The sequence below is a fragment of the Bombilactobacillus bombi genome (assembly GCF_013607485.1).
GTDB lineage: Bacteria > Bacillota > Bacilli > Lactobacillales > Lactobacillaceae > Bombilactobacillus > Bombilactobacillus bombi_A.
Window position 1 is genome coordinate 89,184 of record NZ_SCHP01000002.1, and the last position, 20,275, is coordinate 109,458.

Consider the following 20,275-nt stretch of genomic DNA (forward strand, 5'->3'; position numbering starts at 1 on the left):
TCCTTTCAATATGTAAAAATAAGACTGCTATCAAGTCCACTAGCAGTCTCCCAATTTTGTTTATTTTTTATTGCGGGCAGCTTTTAAACTAGCCGGTTGAAAAACAAAATAACAAATAACTAAAATCACTTCAAAAATTACTCCCACAATAATCGAAGCTTGAGTTTCGGGATTAATAAACATAAATAATAAAATAATGATTAATCCAATCAAAGCAATCCAATTAGTCCATGGTGCACCGGGCATTTTAAAGGGATGATTAGCCAATTCATCTTGATGTAATTTACGGAAGCGTAAATGACTAATTAAAATCACAAACCACGGTACCATTCCTGGTAATACACTGGAGCTATACACTAATACAAAAATATTAGCTGCTGAATGTGTAAATAATGGCAATAAATAGTTTAAAATTGTTCCAATCAAAATTCCTAAAGATATCGCAATTACTGGCCAATAAGGCACTTTATGCCGAGATACTTTAGTAAAGGATTTAGGCAGATCCCCATTTTGCGCTAAAGTATATAACATCCGGCTAGCACTAAAAATTCCCGAATTGCAACCTGACAAAGCAGCAGTTAAAACTACAAAATTAATAATTTCTGCAGCAAAAGTAATCCCCACCTTCGCAAAAGTTTTAACAAATGGGGAACCGATACTTCCTAATTGGTTCCAAGGATAAATTGCCACAATAACAAAAATTGCTCCAATATAAAAGATTAAAATACGTAATACTAACGATTTAATCGATTTAACAATACTTTCTTGGGCATTATCAGCTTCACCAGCAGTAATACCGACAACTTCAATTCCTTGATAAGACGCTGCTACAATCGAAAGTGAAAACATGAATCCCTTAAAACCGCCTGTAAAGAAACCACCATGAGTCCATAAGTTACTAATACCGACTGGATGCCCATTATTACCGACACCAAAAACAATTACCAATAAACCTAAAATAATCATTAAAATAATAGTTACTACCTTAATAATTGCAAACCAAGATTCTAAATCTCCATAAGCTTTAACCGTGGCTAAATTAGCCAAACATAAAGTAACAACCACTACCAACCCTGCAATCCAGCCAGGAAAATGCGGCCACCAAAATTGTAAATATTGCCCGACAGCAATCACTTCACTAATTCCTACTAAGGCCCATTGCAAGACATTACTCCAAGCAGTCATAAAACCTGCCACTGGGTGCACATATTCTGAAGCAAAATCAGCAAAAGAACCCGTAATTGGATGTAGATATAACATCTCTCCTAAAGCTCGCATTACTAAATATAAAATAGCTCCTGCTAGCGCATAAGCCAAAAGTACTGAAGGACCAGTCCATTTGATGGTAGAGGCAGAGCCCATGAACAACCCCACGCCGATCGTTCCACCCAAAGCGATCATTTGCATTTGGTGTGAAGATAAGGATTTATTCAATTCCTGTTTTTCCATATGCCTGTCCCCCTTAAATATAATAAACAAAAGTTTACCTGATTTTACACCATAAAGCAAAGATTTCTTAATCAGATTAAAAAAAACTTATCTTATAAAAGCTACTTAATGGTAACCAAGTGGCTCTTAAAAGCCTTTATTACTAATTAACATTTGGGAGATTCATTGCCTAAATAATAATTTTTCTCGTTTTAAATTTTATATGTTTGGCTTTTAAAAACAAATTTATACAATATCTTCATTAAAATAGTTTGAAGCTTGGAGTGATTAAATGTTGCTCAACTAAAGGAGGGTAACTAACTTGACTAACTAAGATATTTTTAACTTCATAATTTATTCTTATTGATTTTTAATCAAAAAATATTTTTTTATCTATTGAGAATATTTTATTATCGTATTACAATAACAAAAGGAGGAAATAATATGACTACAAAAACTAGACTAATTTTGAAAACAATCTATACATTTAGCTTTATCATTGAAATATTCTTATTTATTTCCGGGTTATTGTTTACTTTTGGAAGTTTAGCTTTAATTAATCCTGAAAATAAATTTTCCAATAATTTAAAAATTATTGTTGGATCACAAAACTTAACAGCCCATTCACCCGCAATTGTAATAGTACTTACGCTAATTGCAGCGTTAGTATTCATAATTGCTTTAATTATGGTCATGATAGTTATGCGAAAACTTATTAAAAACATGTTACAAAAGCAATACTTCATTGCACAAAATTTGCGATATTTAAAAAGGATATTACAATTACTGATATTTGCTATTTTTGAAGAAGTAATTGTTGATATTATCTCTTCGTTAATTACTTTAATGAATGGTAAGTCATTGAAAATAGATTTCACCCCATTAATTATCAGTTTGATTTTTGTAGCTATTTTTTACACAACTTACACCTTATTAAAAAATGGAATTGTTATAAAAAAAGAAAATGATGATTTTATCTAAAAAATCAATTTTGGTGCAAACTAATATCAAAAAAGCAGGAGCAATATTAATGTCTGAAATACTAAAAATATCTAGCCTATCTAAAAAATATCGTAAGAATTCTTTTTATTCACTAAAAGACGTCAATATTACTATCAATGATGGAGACATTATCGGCTTAATTGGAAAAAATGGTGCAGGAAAGTCGACCTTTCTTAAGCTAATCACTAAAGCTATCTCTCCGACCTCAGGTGCTATTGAATATAAAGGACAAAATATTCATAAAGCAAATAATGTTTTGGAACCATTTGGAATAATGATTGAAACAGTATTTTTACCTTATTTATCTGTAATTGATAATTTAAACTTCTATCTAGAAATTCATAATAAAACTGAGTATAAAAATAATATCAAGAATACACTCAACCTCGTAGGCTTATGGGCACATCGTAATAGAAAACCAGCAGATTTCTCTTTTGGTATGAAGCAAAGATTAGCACTGGCAATTGCTCTAGTTACTGAACCTAGCTTTTTGATTTTAGATGAACCATTTGTAGGATTAGATCCGATTGGGATATCTAATTTAATTGATATCTTAAAGCAATGGGCATCTAAAAGACAGGTCACAATGATTATTTCCAGTCACCAATTAGAAGAATTAGAGAGCCTATGTACAAGATATATCTTCATCGATCAAGGAAAATTACGTAAAGCCTTTAATAAGAGCATTACTTTAATGGAAATTAGCACTACTCAATTATCAGATGATCTCATTAATAATTTAAAACAGTTTGGAAATACAGTGGAATATAATGCAAAGAATCAAAAAATAGTTATTTCAAAAGATATTTCACAAAAAGAATTAAATAGTTTGCTACTAATCTTAACCCAAGCACAAGTAATTAATAGTATTTCAAATAATAACAGCCAATTAAAAGGCTTTTTTGACACAGAAAAGAGGTAAAACATGATTAGCTTAACAAAGACACTTACTAAAGTAACTTTTAAGAAAAAAGAAACTTGGTTGTTTTTAGTATTTTGCGCAGTACCTTTATTATTAATAGTTGGAGATTTATTAGGATCTAATTTTATACAACTCAACGCTATGGGTAACAAAATTAGTTTTATAGACTTTTTTAATGCTGTACTATCGTTACAATATAAAATCACATTGCCCATTATGTCTTTAATTTTTCTAATTTCTTCGGCCATTCACGATGAAATCAAAAACGGTGTTCTATTTTTATATAAGGATATGAGTAGAAGCAAAATTCTTAATTCTAAACTGCTAACTTTTATTACTATTTTATTTAATTATATAGTATTACTATTCATCACTTGCTTAATAACTTACTATACTGATTTAAGAACAAAAAGCTATACTACAGGAAAATTTTGGGGAAGCTTAGCTGCTAATCAAGATGCTATTGTAGGTATATTAAGTTTGGTTTGTCTTATGGCAATTGTTATTTTCCTTTCAACAGCTATTTCTTTAAATTTAAGTAATGGATTTACTTTATTAATTGGTACAGTATTTGCGGTACTTTCAACTACATTATCACAGGTTAAAAATATTAAATACATTTTTCCTAACAGTTATGCAAACGATCTTCAAAAATATGGATTTAATAACGCTCTACTCGTTATGTTGGGAGTTACAATAACTTATTTAGTGATAATTTATTTTTATTCATTATTTAGATTCAAACATCTAGAATATTAATTATGTACTTAACCGACTGTCACAGCTTAGCAGTCGGTTTTATTTATTTAATCTTTAAAGAAATACTTTTTTAAAAAATGATATCCAACATAAGCAATCACACCAATTACTAAAATACGCAATATCCATATTCCTAATAAACAACTTAAAATCAACTTTATCATATACTAATTCCTTTTATAATTTAAAAGTATCCTCCCTTGTGATGGCTGGCTTTTAGACACTTGTTGAGCCTGTTTAACATCTCTAAAATTAAATTGCGTTTGAATTACTGCTTGGATTTGACCAGTAGACAGCATCTGTAATAACTGCTGGTAACCTTTCAAACCAATATTTTGGTTACTAAAATTAAAGGTTTGACTAGTTTTTAGTGTTCGATAATGTTGTCGAGACAAAGAAAAAATCTGTAATTCATCATATTGTTGAACAATCGTGTCTAATAATACAGCTGAACCTACACAGTCAATTACTTTATTTGGTACTGGTACTTCTTGTAATTGTTCTTTAAAGTCATATTGATAATCTACAACATAATCAGCCCCTAATTCTATTAGTTGCCTATGACTTTGCGTTCGCGCTATAGCAATAACTTTTGCCTGCGTTAATTTTAATAATTGTATTAGATAAGTACCTACTCCACCACTAGCGCCGATAACTAAAACAATATCATGAGCATGAATGTGACTTTGCCATTGAGCCATTAAAGCAGCATCAGCACCACCAATAATCGTAACGGCAGCTGCTAAGTCAACATTAGAGGGCACCGAAAATAATAATGGCGGAATTTTAGAATTAATCGTTGTAACATGTGAGCCCCCAGGATGGACTCCTACAACTTTTTGATTAATTAAACTACGATTGCGCATTGATCCCACTTGTACTACAACCCCAGCAAAACCATAGCCAATAATGCGGGGTATTTTGACTGGATTAAGTTGTTGCAATCGGCCTTCCTCCATGAGCCAATCCCAAGGTAAAATTGGGGTATAATGTGTCTCAATCATTGCCGACAGTGGTGATAGTTGTGAATCTGGTAATGTTTTTATCTGTAAATCGTTAATTCCTTTAAAAGAATTTTGAATAACTGCCTGCATCATTGACCTCTTGCTCTCCAGCATAAGCGCTTAAATTAGCTAAATTTTTAGAAAAAGCAGCCTTAAGTATTGGCTGTAATAATGTAAACGGCAAAGCAATGATAGCAGTAGTGGGTAAAAATAATTCTTGTTGCAGAACAGAGTGTCCCATGTTTTCTAAAAATGTGAAAACAATGCGATATTCCAATTGCCCATGAGTACTGTGATAAATAATCATATTATTACTATCTATAATCTCTAATTCTTCATATTGATTAAAAGCAGAAGCAGAACGCCTAATTTGATAATGATTTTTAACTGGAATTACCTGTGAAATTTCTGGTATCCAATATTCAAGTTGTTGCCCATCCAATAGTATTTGACGAATACGTTCTTGTGATACCTCAATGTTTAATTTATTGGCAAATATTCTTTGTTCCATCATAAAAACTGAAGCCTCCTTGATTGAGAATGACTTCAGTTTACGTAATTAATTGAATTAATAAAAATCAGAATTCTGATATTTATAAATTGCGATAAATTTTTTCATTAAATAATTCACTTAAAAATTGCTGATGTGCTAGTGACTCACGTTGCTGTTGATCATTGCCAGTGGCTTTTGCAACGTGAGCTAATAAATAATAATCATTAGCTAATAAATAATGGGAATTATGATCCGCTGCAAATCTAATACCTTGAGTTAAATAAGTTATAGCGTGGACATATTGTTTTAATTGATAGGATCCTACAGCAGCTAGGTAATACAAGATATTTTGATTGTCTTCATATTTTAAACCTGACAACCCGGCCAATGACTGCTGTACTAAGCTCTGAGTGATATAAGGTTGATGTTGATTGGCATAAATCAAGCCTAAGGAAGATTTTGTTAAGCGTGTCAATGTTGAATTGATTTGCTTAGGTGCTTGCGCCAAGGATAATTTAAAGGATTGAATAGCTAATGTTGTATTAGTCTGAACCTGATATTGAGCTACTCCTAGATAATAATAATAAGCCTGAGTTTGGGTAGCAGTCTGGACTGCAGCAATGGTTGCCTGAGTTTGCAAGAAATCTAATAAAACTTGATATTGATGCTGATTACAAAATTGCTCCATTTGCTTATTAATAGTTTTAGCAGCACTGATATCATAATTTTGGGCTAAACTTAATTCATCTAAACTAAGATTATAACGTTGACATAATTTAATTAATAGCTGAGCATTGGGTATATATTTATTATTTTCAATAGCGGATAACATCGATTGTGCACAAATATCTTGCGCAGCTTCTTTTTGAGTGAGATGTAAGGATTTACGATAAGTTTTAAGAAAATTACCTAATGATGTATTCATACTTTAATTATACTATTTTTAATAGTAAAACATTCAAAATTTAATTAGCAATTTTTGAATCCATATCACGACAATTCCCATTATTAAGAAAAAGATTGTTGCGAAAAGTGAACTAACCGTTCCCCAACGAATAATAAATTGCCCGCAAACCATTGAACCCAGCGTTGTTCCCAAGTTTGCACCTGTAATAAATAAGCCATTGGCTAAATCAGGGGTAGAAGCTAAAGTATCATTCATAATATATTGATTTAAATTTTGTGTCATTCCTGAAAAAACCCCTATAACCATAATGAGAAAGAAAATTAATATTAAATTTTGATGGCTTAAATAAAGCAACAAATAAGGAACAATCATTAAAATTGGCAAAACTAAAAGTATTTTTTGAGGAATAGATGCTAAAAGGCGCCCTGCGACTTCATTGCCTAACACATTGGCCAATCCATAAATTAGCAGTAAAAAACTAATCAGCAAACTAGATACTGAACTAGCCTTGCTTAAAAAGTCAGATAAATAACTATAAAAACCAAACACCGCACCATTCAAACAAATAATAGTGACCATACTAATTATTGTGGGAAATTGAATTAAAGCCTGCATTTGTTGCCTAAAAGAAACAGAACTAACTTCTATAAAAGCTGGTAAATACACTGCACAAGCAATTCCTATCACAACATTAACAGCGGCAAAGGTTAACATAACTAATTGAAAAGAACCATAATTTGCCACTAAATTGGCGATTGGCACTCCCAAAACCATGCCGGCCGATATGCCAACAAATACTTTGGACACTAATTTAGTTGCTTCGGCTTCATTATCAGCAATTTGGGTTGCCATTGACATCGCATAAGAAACAAAAACGGGGTGTAAAAAGGCTGGCAACACTCTTACAACCAATAAGAGCGTAAAATTAGTAATAAAAGCTGAAGCTAAACAACTAATTACAAATAATCCAATCGCCAGCAACATGATTTTCTTTTTATTAAAGCGTGACAATAATGCTGGCAAAAAAGGACCACTAAAAGAAATAATTAGTGCAAAAAAGCTTACCATTTCTCCAGCTCTAGCAATACTAACTTGAAATTGCTGAGAAATTAGCGGTAAAATTCCCATAATTCCCATTTCAGTATTAGTAATACAAAAAGTCCCTAGCGCTAAAACACTAATTAAGATATTTTTTTGGCTCTTGATCATACTTCCACCTCATTTTAGAGTTATTAACAACATTCTAAGATGAGAATATTTGCATGTATAATATCTATAATTGATAGCTAACTATAATAATTTGTTATAGTGATAGCAACAAATAAATTATTTTAATATTAGGTAAATACTCATTTAAAACCACTATAAAAAACCACTAGAGTGGAGTTTAATCTAGTGGTTTTTTTAATTATTCAGAAAGCAAATTGTAATTATTTTAATTCTAATAGTTTATCTTTTTGTTGAACATTTCCGTTTGCGACAACATCTACTTCATGATAATTCTTAGTATTAGTAATAATAATTGGGGTAGTAACTTCTAAATTGGCTTGTTTGATAGTTTCAATATCAAATTTAACTAATAATTGACCAGAAGTTACATGATCATCCTTTTTAACTAAAGTTTCAAACCCTTTACCATCTAGTTGGACTGTATCCATACCAATATGAATAAGAATTTCTGCCCCATCATCAGTTACTAAACCAATTGCATGCCCAGTTGGAAATACCATTTGTACAGTGGCATCGGCGGGAGCAACAACTTCACCAACTGTCGGTTCGATGGCTACTCCTTGTCCCATAGCACCTGAGGAAAAGACTTCATCTTTAATATCTTTAAGCGGTACAACTTCACCAGTTAAAGGACTAGCAATTTGTGTAGCCGAATTATAATCCACTTCTGTTGTTTCAACTTCACTAACATTTGAAGTTTCTGCAGCACTAGTTTCCACAGCTGCTTCTTTTTGGCTATTAACACCACCCCAAAATACTGTTAAAATTGTTCCTAAAACAAAAGAAACAATATCACCAATTATTGATAACCAAATACCATTACTTATAAATGTTGGAATAGATAAAACACTTACTAAACCAACGGCATTAGCATGTACACCTGAAGCCGCAACTATGGCGCCACCAATTCCTCCAGCTGCCATTGCACAGTAGAAGGGCTTTTTCATTTTTAAAGTAATACCATAAATTGTAGGTTCAGTAATACCGAAAATAGCAGTAATTGTGTTTGAGCCGGCTAAACCCTTCATTTTTTCATCTTTAGTTCTTAAGAAAACTCCTAAAGCTGCACCAGCCTGTGATAAAACAGCTGGCAAAAGCAATGGCATTAAAGTATCAAATCCAAATTTAGACAGGTTATTCATTGCTAATGGAACAAATGCCCAGTGGACACCAAAAATAACAAATACTTCCCAGAAAGCACCCATAATCAATCCCGAAAAAATCCTAGCATTTTTGTAAAGTGCCATAAAAATTCCTGCTAATCCTCCACTAATTGCTGAACTGATTGGCCCCACAACAATAAAGGTTAAAGGAACTAAAATCATCAAGACACATAATGGTGTTAAAATATTGCGAACTGATTCGTGCCAAAATTTATTGAATAATGGTTCTAAATATTTTTGCACGAAAACAACTAACAAAATCGGAATAACTGTACTTGTATAAGTTGTAGGTACAACAGGAATACCAAAGAAGTTAATAGCTGTATTTTTAGTAGTTAAAGCAACCATGGTTGGATAAACTAAGGCCATAGCAATTGAAACCGTTACATATTGATTGACCTTTAGCTGTTTAGCAGCAGTAAAAGCCAATATAATTGGTAAGAAATAAAAAATTCCATCAGCTGCCGCAAACCAAATTTGGTAAGCACCAGTTGTTGGTGTCATCCAATGTAGAGCTACAAATAAAGATAATAATCCCTTTAAAATACCGGCACCGGCCATAGCACCTAAAAATGGGGTGAATGAACCAGAAATAAATGCAATAAAGGCATCAAAAGCAGACTTAAAGGTTAATTTTCCCTTAGGTGCTTGCTCTTCACTTTTAGTTGCATCATTTTCTCCTAAACGGCTATCCTGTTCCACTAGTGCATCGTACACTTGTGCCACGTTATTGCCTATAACAATTTGATATTGCCCGCCAGCCTGTACAACAGTAATCACGCCATCTAAGGCTTCAATTTTATCTGTCTGGGCTTTTTTTTCATCCTTCAAAAGGAATCGTAAACGTGTAGCACAATGCCAAGCAGACTTGATGTTGGCATCTCCACCAACTAATTTCAAGATGTCTTGGGCTAATTCTTGATAATTCATGTTTTCCCTCCTTAAAATAAAAACCCGTTAATAGCTACACTGATAGTGTCAAATACACTAACAATAATAACTACCAACGGGTTAATGCCTGATCGAATCAGTAACACACCACAAAATGGTTATTTATTATTTATTTGACGATGAGTTACTCGCCAAATATGTAACGTTAAATAAACTTTGTCATCCGGTTGTAATTGCCAGCCAGTCTTTTGCTGTAAAAAGTCCCCAATGCGTTCAACAGTCGCGTAAGCCTTGGGATATTTAGCAATCATTAATTTCAAAATTGCCGGATCCAACTCATCATTATGACTCTCAGCCTTTTTTAAATGCTGAATCATAAAGGAACGCAAATGTGTGATAAAACGGTTGAAATTAAACGAATCACTATCCAAAGTTATTCCATATTGATATTGAACTATTTCCACTATTTGACCAATCAATTTAGAAATTTTGATAGTATCATGTAAACCGGTTCCACCTGAGCGTAAATTTAAGAAATGATAGGTAATAAAAACAACTTCGCCACTTGTCAGCTTGATTCCAGCCAACTTCTCAATGAGCTGTACTGCTTGTTTTGCAGCATCATACTCTTTAGGAAATAGTTTTTTAACACTCCATTTGGTAGTACCATCAGTTAAATCTACACCCTCATCTGCACGCTGCAAGGTAAACTCAAGATGATCGGCTAATACTAAATACTGATAACTGTTAAATTTGACATTTAATAAGGGTTCTACCAATTTCACCACTTCTGTTGTGATTACAATTGTCTGCGGTGAAATATCTGCCAAATTGTCCATCGATGTTAAATCACTTTCTGCAGCAACAAAACGACGTTGAATTTTTGTTTTATCAACTTGATCACCGGGCTTTTTACCAAAGCCGATGCCGTTACCAATCACCACCCATTCTGTATTATTCTCGTCTTTAACCAGAGCGACATTGTTATTGAAATTTTTAATAAAATTCATCTCAGCCTCCTGATTAAAAGCAATAAAAAAACCTATCTCTAATTATAGCATGCAAAACACAACTATAACATGAGATAGGTTGATGCCTGATCGAATCAGTAACACACCTTACTTACCGTTAAATATTATAATAATATCTGGAAACGGTGTCAAGTGAAAATAGTAATTATTATTTTGTTAATTTTCTCTGAACCTGAGTAATGCCAATTTTAACTGCAGTACCAACAGCATACAATCCTTCAACATCACCAGTATTCAACGCGGCAATCGCTTCATTAGAAAGATGTAAAGCAGCAATTTTAAAGGAAATATCTTGATCTGACCAACGTGCAATAAATTGCTTACAGTCAGAATAATTCTTAATTAGCAGCTGTTGCGGTAAAGTCGACCTAGTCGCAATTACTGTTGTTTGCTCAACATCGGCAATTTTAACAACTTTTAAAAACTGATACATTTTAGTTGAAGTATCATATTCTATCATTAAAGCAATATAGTGATCTGCATTAATCAGACTAACAATTCCAGCCTGTCCTTGCTCTAAAGTAGTTGTCTTATGGTCTAGTGATATCTCAAATTCTTCTTGGGGCTCCGTTTGGCGAATACCAATAAAAGACGGTGTCCCTAATTGTTCAAACTTGCGATTACTGCCTGTTAATATTAAATGACCCTTAGTTAACTCTAATCGCTCGGCTAAATTAGCTCGTAAGGTTAACCACTCTGGATTTAATTGTGCAGTTGAAAAGTTATCAACAAAATCAGGTAATTTTTGTGTACCTATTACTTTAGCGTGGTCTGGAAAATCATCTAGATTGACTGTTTGTGTAGGTACCCCTTGATAGATATGTGGCCAGTCGTCATGCCAGATTACTGGATATAATAAGGTTTCTCGACCAGTATTAGTAATCTTACTAAATTCCACAGAACTTGGCCGCGTCCCTAGGCAGGTCAGCCACCAATTACCTTGAGTATCTTGAAATAAATCCGCATGACCAATATTTTGTAACGGTTCTTCGGCACGATCACGGTTGGTAAAAAGGGGATTGATCTCTATTGGTGCTTGATATGGTCCCCATAAATTATGACTGCGCTGCATTGTAATCATATGACCCACGCCAGTACCGCCTTCAGCCATTAATAAATAATACCATTCATTCTTTTTGATAATATGAGGACCTTCTACATCACGTCCACCTGTTCCTAAGGTTAACACCTTGGGTTTCTGCAAAATTTGACCCGTAGCTAGATCAATTTCTACTTGTTGAATAGCTTTAGTGCCTTTCTGATCTATATAACCAGTAAATTGAACATATACATGTTCAGCTTCAAAATATAAATCTGGATCAATCCCTTGAATGTCCAATTCTACTCGCTGATTTTCCCAAATAATTTGTTGATGATCAGCACTGAGTTGGCCTTTGATAAGAATCGTTTTAAATTCTGAAAAATTAGTAGTAATAACATAAAAATAACCTTGATGATAACGAATATTAACTGCAAAAATACCTTCATTAGATTTAGCTTTGGTTAAATCAGCTTGACTAGCCATTCTAATTACACCTGGCATTTTTTGCCAATTAACTAAATCTTGACTTTGCGAAATAGCAATTCCCGGATAATATTCAAAAGTACTATTAGCTAAGTAGTAAGTCCCGTCTACTTGAACCATACTGGGGTCGGGATACATGCCACGAACTATGGGATTTTGATAGGTATTGTTCAAGATTGTCCCTCCTGCCATTGTTGATAAGCATTACTAATTTGTTCAATGTTCAAATCTTTAGTTTGCGCAAATAGTATATCCGCAGCAGCCAATTCTTGAGAGTCACCAATTCCCACTGAAAATGCTTGTGCTTGATTAATAGCTTGAATTCCTGCAATTGAGTCTTCCAAAGCAATACAATCTTGTGGTTTTACTTTAATGCCATCAGCAGCAGCTAAGAAAATATCAGGTGCAGGTTTACCCTGTTTCACTTCAGCAGGATTAGCGATTGCGGCAAAATAGTCACTTAACTGTAATCTATCTAAAATTATCGGTGCATTTAAACTAGCCGAGGCTAAAGCCAGTTTAACGCCACTTTGACTTAAAGTTTGTAACAATTGATTAATGCCCGGTAAAATATTTTTTGGCGTTAAGGTTTGAAGTAATTTTAGATAGTACTCATTTTTTTGCTTCATTAATTGTTGAAATTTATCAGGGGTAACTTGAATTTGTAAATAATCTAAAATTCGCTGTAAAGAATCTGCACGACTAACACCCTTAGTCTGTTCTTCTAATTTTGCTGGTAAATCCCGCTGAAAATTATCTTGGCTAAGCTTTGTCCATGCTTGAAAGTGATAAACTGATGTATCAGCTATCACACCATCTAAATCAAATAATGCACCCTTAAACATATTTATTCCTTTCTTTGACTTAAAACTGGAGTTTTTTCTAAAAGTTGGTTAATTTGTTGTAAATGTTCTGAACTAATATTGATAAAAGGAAAAGTTAAATTTAATTTGGCTAAAGACATTTGTGCCAAATCACTAGTTGGATCATCTTTAAAGAAATCTAAAATTGGATCAATTGCTTGAATCTGTTGTACAAGTTCTTCATCCTTCAAAATATCAGCTACTGGTGTATCTTGATGATAAGTTTCTATATAATTTTTAGTAGGTTGATATTGCAAATCATATGTTCCTGCCGTTAAGGTAAAAGGCATTTGAGCATACTTAGTATGATTGATCTGAACTTGCTCGGCACGCGGCAGCTGAACTTTAACAGTGACTCCAAAAGGAATAGTCAAATGTATTTTAATAGTGTGCTGATTATCTGTTTCAATGGCTGATTGCACCTGTAAATCTCCATACGGTGTTGTAAAATGTCCGCTAATTTGTGGTAAGCGGTAATCGAACTGCGGGGCAAAAGTAACTTGCTGATAACCCACAGTGTGTTCTGTAATACCTAACAAATATTGATAAGCCCACTGCATAATAGTTCCAATGCTATAGTGATTTAAAGAATTCATTCCTTCCGGATTCATAGAACCATCAGCTTGAATGGAATTCCAGCGTTCCCAAACGGTAGTCGCACCTAAATTAACTTCATTAAGCCAGCTTGGATAATCTTCATTTAAGAAAATTTTCGCTGCTAACTTATGTTGTCCAAATTTTGATAAAACAGAACAGAGGTATGGAGTTCCTACAAAACCGGTTTTTAAGTGATCATTATCTTTATGCAAGCGCTGCACCAAATCTTTTACTACCCGCTGTTGATCTTGCGGCTTTACTAAATTAAATTGCAAAGCTAGGGTATAGGCTGTTTGCGTATCAATTGCGACTCGACCTTTGGGGGTAATATATTCTGCTTGAATAGCTGCCTTGATAGCAGCTGCTAATTGAGAATAATATTTTTCATCAGCTACATTACCAAATAACTTGGCAGTTTGAGCCACAATCCAACTGGAATAGTAATAATAAATGGAAGCAATAAAATCTTCATCCGTTTTACCAGTTGGCATTGCTGGATTTTCACCATCCAAAGCAAGCCAATCACCAAATTGGAAGGGACTAACCCAGAGATTAGGTATTTGTGTATTTTGACTAATCCAATCCACCCATGATTTCATTGCTGTGTAGTTTTGCCGTAAAATGGCCGGATCACCATAATTTTGATACATATTCCAAGGAATAATAGTTGCAGCGTCACCCCAAACAGCAGCACCACCACCATTTTGGCCCATTGCTGGAGCATACATTGTAACCATCCCTGCATGCTGTTTTTGTTCAATAGCCAAATCTTGAGCATACTTCTTAAAGAATGCAAAAACATCCATATTGAAGGCTGCTGTATTTGAAAAAATTTCAGCATCTCCCGTCCAGCCTAATCGCTCATCACGCTGGGGACAATCTGTCGGTACATCAAAGAAGTTGCTCTTTTGACTCCATAAAATATTATCAAACAGACGATTAACCTTCGTGTTATTAGTATGAATACTTCCAGTGCAATCCATATCTGAATAGATTACAGCAGCTCTAAAATCCTCAGCATCTAAGGATTGGGTATTACCTGAAACTTTAACATAGCGATAACCATAATAAGTAAAGTGCGGCCGCACCCACTTTTGTTGGCCATCAGAAATATAAACAAAAGCGGCTCGAGCTTCCCGCAAATTATCTCGATAGAAATTGCCCTTTTGAAGAACTTCCCCAAATTGGAAAGTAATCTTGGTACCCTTAGGCTCACGATTATAAAATTCCAACCAACCAGCTTGATTTTGTCCAAAATCTAAAACCTGTTCCTGGTTTGGTGTCGTAATAATTTCCTGTACTGATAATTGTTCCTTAACTACTAGTGGCAAACTTAGTCGATCTTGTAAAATTTTATAATCGTGATCAACTACCACAGCTGGCTGCCAATCAGTAATTAGCCGATTATCATCTAAATCTTCACCATAGTAAATTGCGGATTTAACAATTTTACCGCTAGTAGTCTGCCACGTATGATCAGTGGCAATAACTTCCCGACTGCCATCAGTATATTCTAAATGATATTCAGCAATTGTTAATTGTTGATTACCATAAATACAATTTTGACCGCCATCAAAGCCATAATTTCCCTTGTACCAACCATCACCACATGATATTAGTAATTCATGCTCCTGTTGCTGCAGCTGTTGAGTAACATCGTAAGTCTGTACCTGCACCAATTTGTCATAAGCAGTTACTCCCGGAGTTAAATATTCATTGCCAACTTTGTGCTTATCAATGTAAGTTTCATATAGTCCTAGACCGGTAATATATAATCGCGCCGATTTTAGCGGCTTTTTAATCGTAATTACTTTTTTAAAGAGAGTATTTTGAAGATCTTGATTAGAATTGCCAAGCCATTGAGCCTGCCAAGCTTCATCCATTTTTCCTGTTTCAAAAAAGGATTGGGCGTGTAAATGTTCTTGCTTCGATTTGACTTCGACTAAAACTTGATAACGCGTCCGAGGCTGCAATTGTAAATCTACATCAAAATAATTATTATCATAATCCAACCATGAGCTTTGCCAACAAGGTTGCTCAGGTGTTGTTAAATAAATAGTTAGCCGTTTTTTTAACTGGACAAATTTGGTTGCTGAAATTTTAAACTCCACACGCAGATCGTTTAATTGAAATCCTAGTGGTTCATGCAAATGATTAATAGTAATGGCACTAATATTCATATTATTCCCTTCCTTATAGTCTAGTCTGAAAGTCCCCACAGAAAGGATCAACCGGGTTAATCCCCTGGAATGGTTCATGACCCATCAGCTTACGTATCACAGCATCAATACTGGCCTCGTTACCTGTATAGGCATTAATAAAAGTCGATACATTTGGCACATCAAATAAATGATATGGATTAGCGGTTGAAACAAAGACCGTCGGAATTGACTTCATAAACCACGGCGCGTCAGCAGCCATCAAATGAATCCAATCTAAACGAGTAGTGGTTTGATTGCTGGCAGTCTCAATATTAGCCACATATAAGGCTAGATCAAATTTACTTTGAAGATCACTTACACCCTCTTCAAAAACCTCGTGAAAATCTAAATGCTGACGGTCAAATAAGGAAACTTCAAAGCCAGCTTGCGTTAATTTATTTTTAAAGGTATCTGTTACGTGGCCGCCTTCTTTAAAACCACCATCATCATTATCACCTAAAACTACCAAGCGAATACGCCGGTACTTATCTGGAGTTAATGGTAATAATTGATCGCGATCTTTTACTAAAGTGACTGATTTTTGGGCAATTTGTTGGGCAACTTGTTGATGCTCTTTCAAATTAAGCTGAATTTTGGTCGGTGCAGGTTGTATCAATTCTTCATTAACATTCATAATTCCTTGTGCCAATTTGGTTCCCAGGATGCGCATAACCGCCTCATCAACTCGTTCCATACTTAAAACACCATTATCGATAGCCTGCCGCACATAATGATAATCTTCATCAATGTTTTTATTGAATAATATCATGTCAACGCCGGCATTAATTGTTTGCGGTAATAAATCTTTACGAGCTATCGCTGCATTATAACCGAGCATCGGTGTAGCATCTGTAATAGTAAGACCATTGAAATGTAGAACATTTCGCAATAAGCCATCAATCAATAATTTAGAACTTGAAGCAGGACGCAAATCCTTATCAGCGATTCCTGGCTCTAATTGCCGTTCCCAAGCAGGCTGCATAATGTGAGCAATCATTACACTAGGAGCGCCCTCTTCAATTAAAGCATGATAAATCTGACCATAAGACTGCATCCATTCGTCAGTCGTTAAGGAGTTGACGGAGCTTAATAAATGCTGGTCACGTTCATCAACACCATCGCCCGGAAAATGTTTAATCACTGGAATAATATGATTAGCTTCTAATCCCTTAATTTGAGCACGAGACATTTTTAATACGCGTTCTTTATCACTACCAAAGGTCCGCGTATTCATAATGGGGTTGCGGAAATTTTTATCAATATCAACAATGGGAGCAAATGACATATTGCCTCCCACTTGATAAGCTTCGCTGCCAGCAACATTACCTAATTGATAGGCACTTTCAGGATCATCAGTCGCTGCCATTTGTAAGGGAGTTCCTAGCCAAGTTCCTTCGCTAATTAAACCATTGCCACCTGATTCTAAATTAGCCGCCATCAGTAAAGGAATTTTACTAGCCTGCTGTGCTATACCAATTTCGCGTTTTAATTTTTCTGCTTTATCTGGCCGATACATCATTCCTCCGGGCTGATACTTCTTAATAAAGCTAGCAATATCTACAGTTGTTTCATCTTGTCCAATTACAAAAAATATCTGACCAACTTTTTCAGCAATGGTCATTTTTTGCACTTTGTTTTTTAAATAATCTATTTGCTCTTGTTTTAAAAAATATGGTTTTTTGGTTAAATCTAGCATAATTTGCCTCCATTATTGTTTACGTTTCCAGTTTAAAATAATTGACTTGTTTTAACTATTGCGAAAAGCTACAATAAACATGTTCATTTTACAGATTGAAATGTGAGGTAACAATATGAATCCAGAAATCTTAGAACTATTACATAAAAAGAATCGGCCACGGGACTGGCAAACAATGAAACCTTTTATGGAACCTATGCAAGTTAGTACTTTACACAATAAACCTGTTTATGAATTTTTTTATACATTAACAGACAATTTGCAAGTAAATCCTCATAATATTAGTATTTCAGTTTATCCAGTTCAATCATATGTTCCTTATCATGTTCATAATTATATTGAAATGATTATTCCTTTATTGGGAAATTGTACTGTTCTAACTAATAAAGAGGAAATAAACGTTCAACAAAATGACATCATAATTATGGGAAATCATACAACTCATACAGCTAAACCCATAGCTGAAAGTTCAATAATAGTAAATATAGCCTTAAAGGGAAATGCTTTTACTTTAAATGAGTTCAATTTTATTCAGCATTCTAACGAAAGTATCTCTCATTTACTTTTTTCATTACTTTCTAACGAAAATTTGGGAGAAAACACCTACAGCTTATTTCACACAGCCCATAATAGTAAAGTCATTAATTTGCTATATGATATTCTTGATGAATATTATCATCCTGACATTCATAGCAATCAAATAATAAAATTAGAAATTCTAACACTATTTTCCAGATTACTTCGTTCTGCTGCGCAAGCTGATATTAATGTCAAAGTAAACAATAAAGCATCAGGAAATAATGTATTAACTTTTTTACTCTATATTGAAAAAAATTATTCAAATATTACTTTAGTAAGTATGGGGAAACATTTCGGTTTTAACTCAAATTATCTTTCGAATTATTTAAAAAAACAAACTGGTATGTCCTTCATACAATTAGTACATCTTCAAAGAATCAACGTTGCGGCTGAATATTTAATCTACACAAATGCTTCTATTGAACAAATATCATATAAAATTGGTTATGAGAATCCTTCCTATTTTTATAAGATATTTAAAAAAATACTTCATATATCCCCAACCGAATATCGGAAGGTTAATCAGAAATTTAATCCTGTAAAATAGACACAATTGGAGTAACTTTTGCATATGGTGCTGTTATTTTTTAAGCACTATACTTTTACATGTTAATGAAAACGTAAACAACAATGTGAGAGGAAAATATATATGAATAAGAAAAAAGTTACTCTAGCTTTTGGGATTCTTAGTATGAATTTACTGCTGATGTCTACTTCTGTTATTGGTTCTGCCATTGCAGCAATTGCAAAATCATTCCCAACAGAACCAATCTCGAAGGTACAGATGGTAGCCTCTATTTACCAGTTAGGCCAATTAATCGCAACTTTATTTTTTACATGGTTAACCTATCATTTAACTAGAAAAAATATTGGTGCTGTTTCAATACTTATAGTTGCTTTAAGTGGGCTAATACCAGCATTTTTCCCTAATAGTTTAAATTTAATTTTAGCCTGTATGACAGCCTTGGGATTTGGAATAGGATTAATTAGTAATGTTGGTCCGGTGCTTTTGCAAGAACATTTTGAAGGTGAAGAGCGTGCCAGTGTCATGGGTTGGGCCGTTGGATTCAACAATATTGGAATGATGGTATTTACTGCTTTAGGCGGGATTTTAGGTGCTTCTAATTGGCACAATCTTTTTTGGATTTATGGTCTTTCATTAATAATTTTAATTGCATTCTGGATTATCGTTCCCCAAGATCGAGTAATTTCACAAAATCAAAATTTAGACAAAAATACTAATAATGGTAGTTTTTGGTCAAATTTAAAGAGCTTAAATTTGAATGTATATATTATTTTAATCATTACATTCGTAATGTCTTTAATTTTAATGACATTCATGGCTAATCAATCAATTGTTTTAGCAGGAAAAGGTAAAGGAACAGCCTACACTGCTATTGTTATAGCTATTGGAAATGTTGGGGGTATTCTCACTGCTTTTTCTTTAAAATATATTCGCAAATTTACCAAGACTAATACTATGGCTTATGGTTTTATTGCCTTTGCCTTATCTTTTATCTGTATTGAATTCTTTGGTAATCCTGTATTACACGTATTAGGAAATATGTTCTCTGGAATGGGTGTGGTAATGGTCAATGCTACAATTCCGTTTGAACTTTCCTTACTTGCTGATGAATCAAAATTTCCAATTGTTATATCTATGAATACCTTAGTTTCTTCTATTGCTGGAGTTATTGCACCCATGATTTTGGCCGGCATTAAAATTCAAGCTGGGGCTCAATCATTTAATGCGGGTATCATATTAGCAGTTATTGTTTCAGTTTTACTATTCATTACCCGGTTTGGATCCAGAATTGAAAAAAATCATTCTAAATAATTCTGCAGAAGAAAATTAATAAAAAGCCCCTTCAAGGGGCCCAACAAAAGCCTACCAACCGCGACTATTCTCATTATTTTTGTGGTTTAATCTTGGAAAATGGATCAACGTACTCTCTTTTACTAATTGTATCTTGTAAGCGATCTT

Annotated in this window: 16 protein-coding genes; 5 read left to right on the plus strand and 11 right to left on the minus strand. The window is 33.8% G+C overall.

Going from position 1 to position 20,275, the window contains the following annotated elements:
• Nucleotides 1–60 precede the first annotated feature (60 nt).
• Nucleotides 61–1,434 (minus strand): amino acid permease, encoded by a 1,374-nt coding sequence (locus EQ827_RS01265; RefSeq protein WP_181189180.1) that lies wholly within the window; start codon nucleotides 1,432–1,434, stop codon nucleotides 61–63.
• 438 nt (nucleotides 1,435–1,872) lie between these two features.
• Between EQ827_RS01265 and EQ827_RS01270 the strand changes: the two genes are divergently transcribed.
• The 3 genes from EQ827_RS01270 to EQ827_RS01280 are packed head-to-tail and all read left to right on the plus strand — an operon-like array spanning nucleotide 1,873 to nucleotide 4,111.
• The gene (locus EQ827_RS01270) at nucleotides 1,873–2,409 is read left to right on the plus strand and encodes a hypothetical protein (protein ID WP_181189163.1); all 537 of its coding nucleotides are present in this window, start codon (nucleotides 1,873–1,875) and stop codon (nucleotides 2,407–2,409) included.
• A 58-nt stretch (nucleotides 2,410–2,467) separates the two neighbouring features.
• On the plus strand, nucleotides 2,468–3,352 hold the full coding sequence (locus EQ827_RS01275; protein ID WP_181189181.1) for an ABC transporter ATP-binding protein: 885 nt from the start codon (nucleotides 2,468–2,470) through the stop codon (nucleotides 3,350–3,352).
• A gap of 3 nt (nucleotides 3,353–3,355) precedes the next feature.
• Nucleotides 3,356–4,111 carry a hypothetical protein gene (locus tag EQ827_RS01280; protein WP_181189164.1) on the plus strand — a complete coding sequence of 252 codons (756 nt, stop codon included), beginning with the start codon at nucleotides 3,356–3,358 and terminating at the stop codon, nucleotides 4,109–4,111.
• Between the two features lie 167 nt (nucleotides 4,112–4,278).
• Here EQ827_RS01280 and EQ827_RS01285 read toward each other — a convergent pair whose 3' ends face one another.
• From EQ827_RS01285 to EQ827_RS01330, 10 genes are all read right to left on the minus strand, one after another.
• The gene (locus EQ827_RS01285; RefSeq protein ID WP_181189165.1) at nucleotides 4,279–5,205 is read right to left on the minus strand and encodes a quinone oxidoreductase family protein; all 927 of its coding nucleotides are present in this window, start codon (nucleotides 5,203–5,205) and stop codon (nucleotides 4,279–4,281) included.
• Nucleotides 5,177–5,629: a hypothetical protein gene (locus tag EQ827_RS01290; protein ID WP_181189166.1), complete on the minus strand. Its 453-nt coding sequence runs from the start codon at nucleotides 5,627–5,629 to the stop codon at nucleotides 5,177–5,179. The genes EQ827_RS01285 and EQ827_RS01290 overlap by 29 nt, the downstream gene beginning before the upstream one ends.
• Nucleotides 5,630–5,708: 79 nt before the next feature.
• A complete protein-coding gene (locus EQ827_RS01295; RefSeq protein ID WP_181189167.1) occupies nucleotides 5,709–6,533 on the minus strand; it encodes a helix-turn-helix transcriptional regulator in 825 nt (274 codons plus the stop codon).
• A 33-nt stretch (nucleotides 6,534–6,566) separates the two neighbouring features.
• A complete protein-coding gene (locus tag EQ827_RS01300; protein ID WP_181189168.1) occupies nucleotides 6,567–7,724 on the minus strand; it encodes an MFS transporter in 1,158 nt (385 codons plus the stop codon).
• Nucleotides 7,725–7,945: 221 nt separating this feature from the next.
• Nucleotides 7,946–9,838 (minus strand): beta-glucoside-specific PTS transporter subunit IIABC, encoded by a 1,893-nt coding sequence (locus EQ827_RS01305; RefSeq protein WP_181189169.1) that lies wholly within the window; start codon nucleotides 9,836–9,838, stop codon nucleotides 7,946–7,948.
• A gap of 119 nt (nucleotides 9,839–9,957) precedes the next feature.
• On the minus strand, nucleotides 9,958–10,809 hold the full coding sequence (locus EQ827_RS01310) for a PRD domain-containing protein (protein WP_181189170.1): 852 nt from the start codon (nucleotides 10,807–10,809) through the stop codon (nucleotides 9,958–9,960).
• A gap of 169 nt (nucleotides 10,810–10,978) precedes the next feature.
• Entirely contained in the window at nucleotides 10,979–12,529 is a 1,551-nt protein-coding gene (locus EQ827_RS01315; protein ID WP_258231767.1) for a glycoside hydrolase family 43 protein, read from the minus strand.
• Nucleotides 12,526–13,200, minus strand: coding sequence for a beta-phosphoglucomutase (gene pgmB, locus EQ827_RS01320; RefSeq protein ID WP_181189172.1), 675 nt, complete (start codon nucleotides 13,198–13,200; stop codon nucleotides 12,526–12,528). The genes EQ827_RS01315 and pgmB overlap by 4 nt, the downstream gene beginning before the upstream one ends.
• A 2-nt stretch (nucleotides 13,201–13,202) precedes the next feature.
• Nucleotides 13,203–15,995 (minus strand): alpha-L-rhamnosidase, encoded by a 2,793-nt coding sequence (locus EQ827_RS01325; protein WP_181189173.1) that lies wholly within the window; start codon nucleotides 15,993–15,995, stop codon nucleotides 13,203–13,205.
• 13 nt (nucleotides 15,996–16,008) lie between these two features.
• A complete protein-coding gene (locus tag EQ827_RS01330) occupies nucleotides 16,009–17,712 on the minus strand; it encodes a glycoside hydrolase family 3 protein (RefSeq protein ID WP_181189174.1) in 1,704 nt (567 codons plus the stop codon).
• Nucleotides 17,713–17,827: 115 nt separating this feature from the next.
• Between EQ827_RS01330 and EQ827_RS01335 the strand changes: the two genes are divergently transcribed.
• Together EQ827_RS01335 and EQ827_RS01340 are read left to right on the plus strand one after the other, a co-directional pair.
• Nucleotides 17,828–18,838: an AraC family transcriptional regulator gene (locus EQ827_RS01335; RefSeq protein WP_181189175.1), complete on the plus strand. Its 1,011-nt coding sequence runs from the start codon at nucleotides 17,828–17,830 to the stop codon at nucleotides 18,836–18,838.
• A 102-nt stretch (nucleotides 18,839–18,940) separates the two neighbouring features.
• The gene (locus EQ827_RS01340; protein ID WP_181189176.1) at nucleotides 18,941–20,128 is read left to right on the plus strand and encodes an MFS transporter; all 1,188 of its coding nucleotides are present in this window, start codon (nucleotides 18,941–18,943) and stop codon (nucleotides 20,126–20,128) included.
• The last annotated feature ends 147 nt before the right edge of the window (nucleotides 20,129–20,275 follow it).

Excerpts from the sequence above, each read along its gene's own strand:
- EQ827_RS01270 (WP_181189163.1), top strand. The coding sequence starts at position 1,873 with ATGACTACAAAAACTAGACTAATTTTGAAAACAATCTATACATTTAGC.
- EQ827_RS01280 (WP_181189164.1), top strand. The coding sequence starts at position 3,356 with ATGATTAGCTTAACAAAGACACTTACTAAAGTAACTTTTAAGAAAAAA.
- EQ827_RS01285 (WP_181189165.1), bottom strand. The coding sequence starts at position 5,205 with ATGCAGGCAGTTATTCAAAATTCTTTTAAAGGAATTAACGATTTACAG.
- EQ827_RS01290 (WP_181189166.1), bottom strand. The coding sequence starts at position 5,629 with ATGATGGAACAAAGAATATTTGCCAATAAATTAAACATTGAGGTATCA.
- EQ827_RS01295 (WP_181189167.1), bottom strand. The coding sequence starts at position 6,533 with ATGAATACATCATTAGGTAATTTTCTTAAAACTTATCGTAAATCCTTA.
- EQ827_RS01300 (WP_181189168.1), bottom strand. The coding sequence starts at position 7,724 with ATGATCAAGAGCCAAAAAAATATCTTAATTAGTGTTTTAGCGCTAGGG.
- EQ827_RS01305 (WP_181189169.1), bottom strand. The coding sequence starts at position 9,838 with ATGAATTATCAAGAATTAGCCCAAGACATCTTGAAATTAGTTGGTGGA.
- EQ827_RS01310 (WP_181189170.1), bottom strand. The coding sequence starts at position 10,809 with ATGAATTTTATTAAAAATTTCAATAACAATGTCGCTCTGGTTAAAGAC.
- pgmB (WP_181189172.1), bottom strand. The coding sequence starts at position 13,200 with ATGTTTAAGGGTGCATTATTTGATTTAGATGGTGTGATAGCTGATACA.
- EQ827_RS01325 (WP_181189173.1), bottom strand. The coding sequence starts at position 15,995 with ATGAATATTAGTGCCATTACTATTAATCATTTGCATGAACCACTAGGA.
- EQ827_RS01330 (WP_181189174.1), bottom strand. The coding sequence starts at position 17,712 with ATGCTAGATTTAACCAAAAAACCATATTTTTTAAAACAAGAGCAAATA.
- EQ827_RS01335 (WP_181189175.1), top strand. The coding sequence starts at position 17,828 with ATGAATCCAGAAATCTTAGAACTATTACATAAAAAGAATCGGCCACGG.
- EQ827_RS01340 (WP_181189176.1), top strand. The coding sequence starts at position 18,941 with ATGAATAAGAAAAAAGTTACTCTAGCTTTTGGGATTCTTAGTATGAAT.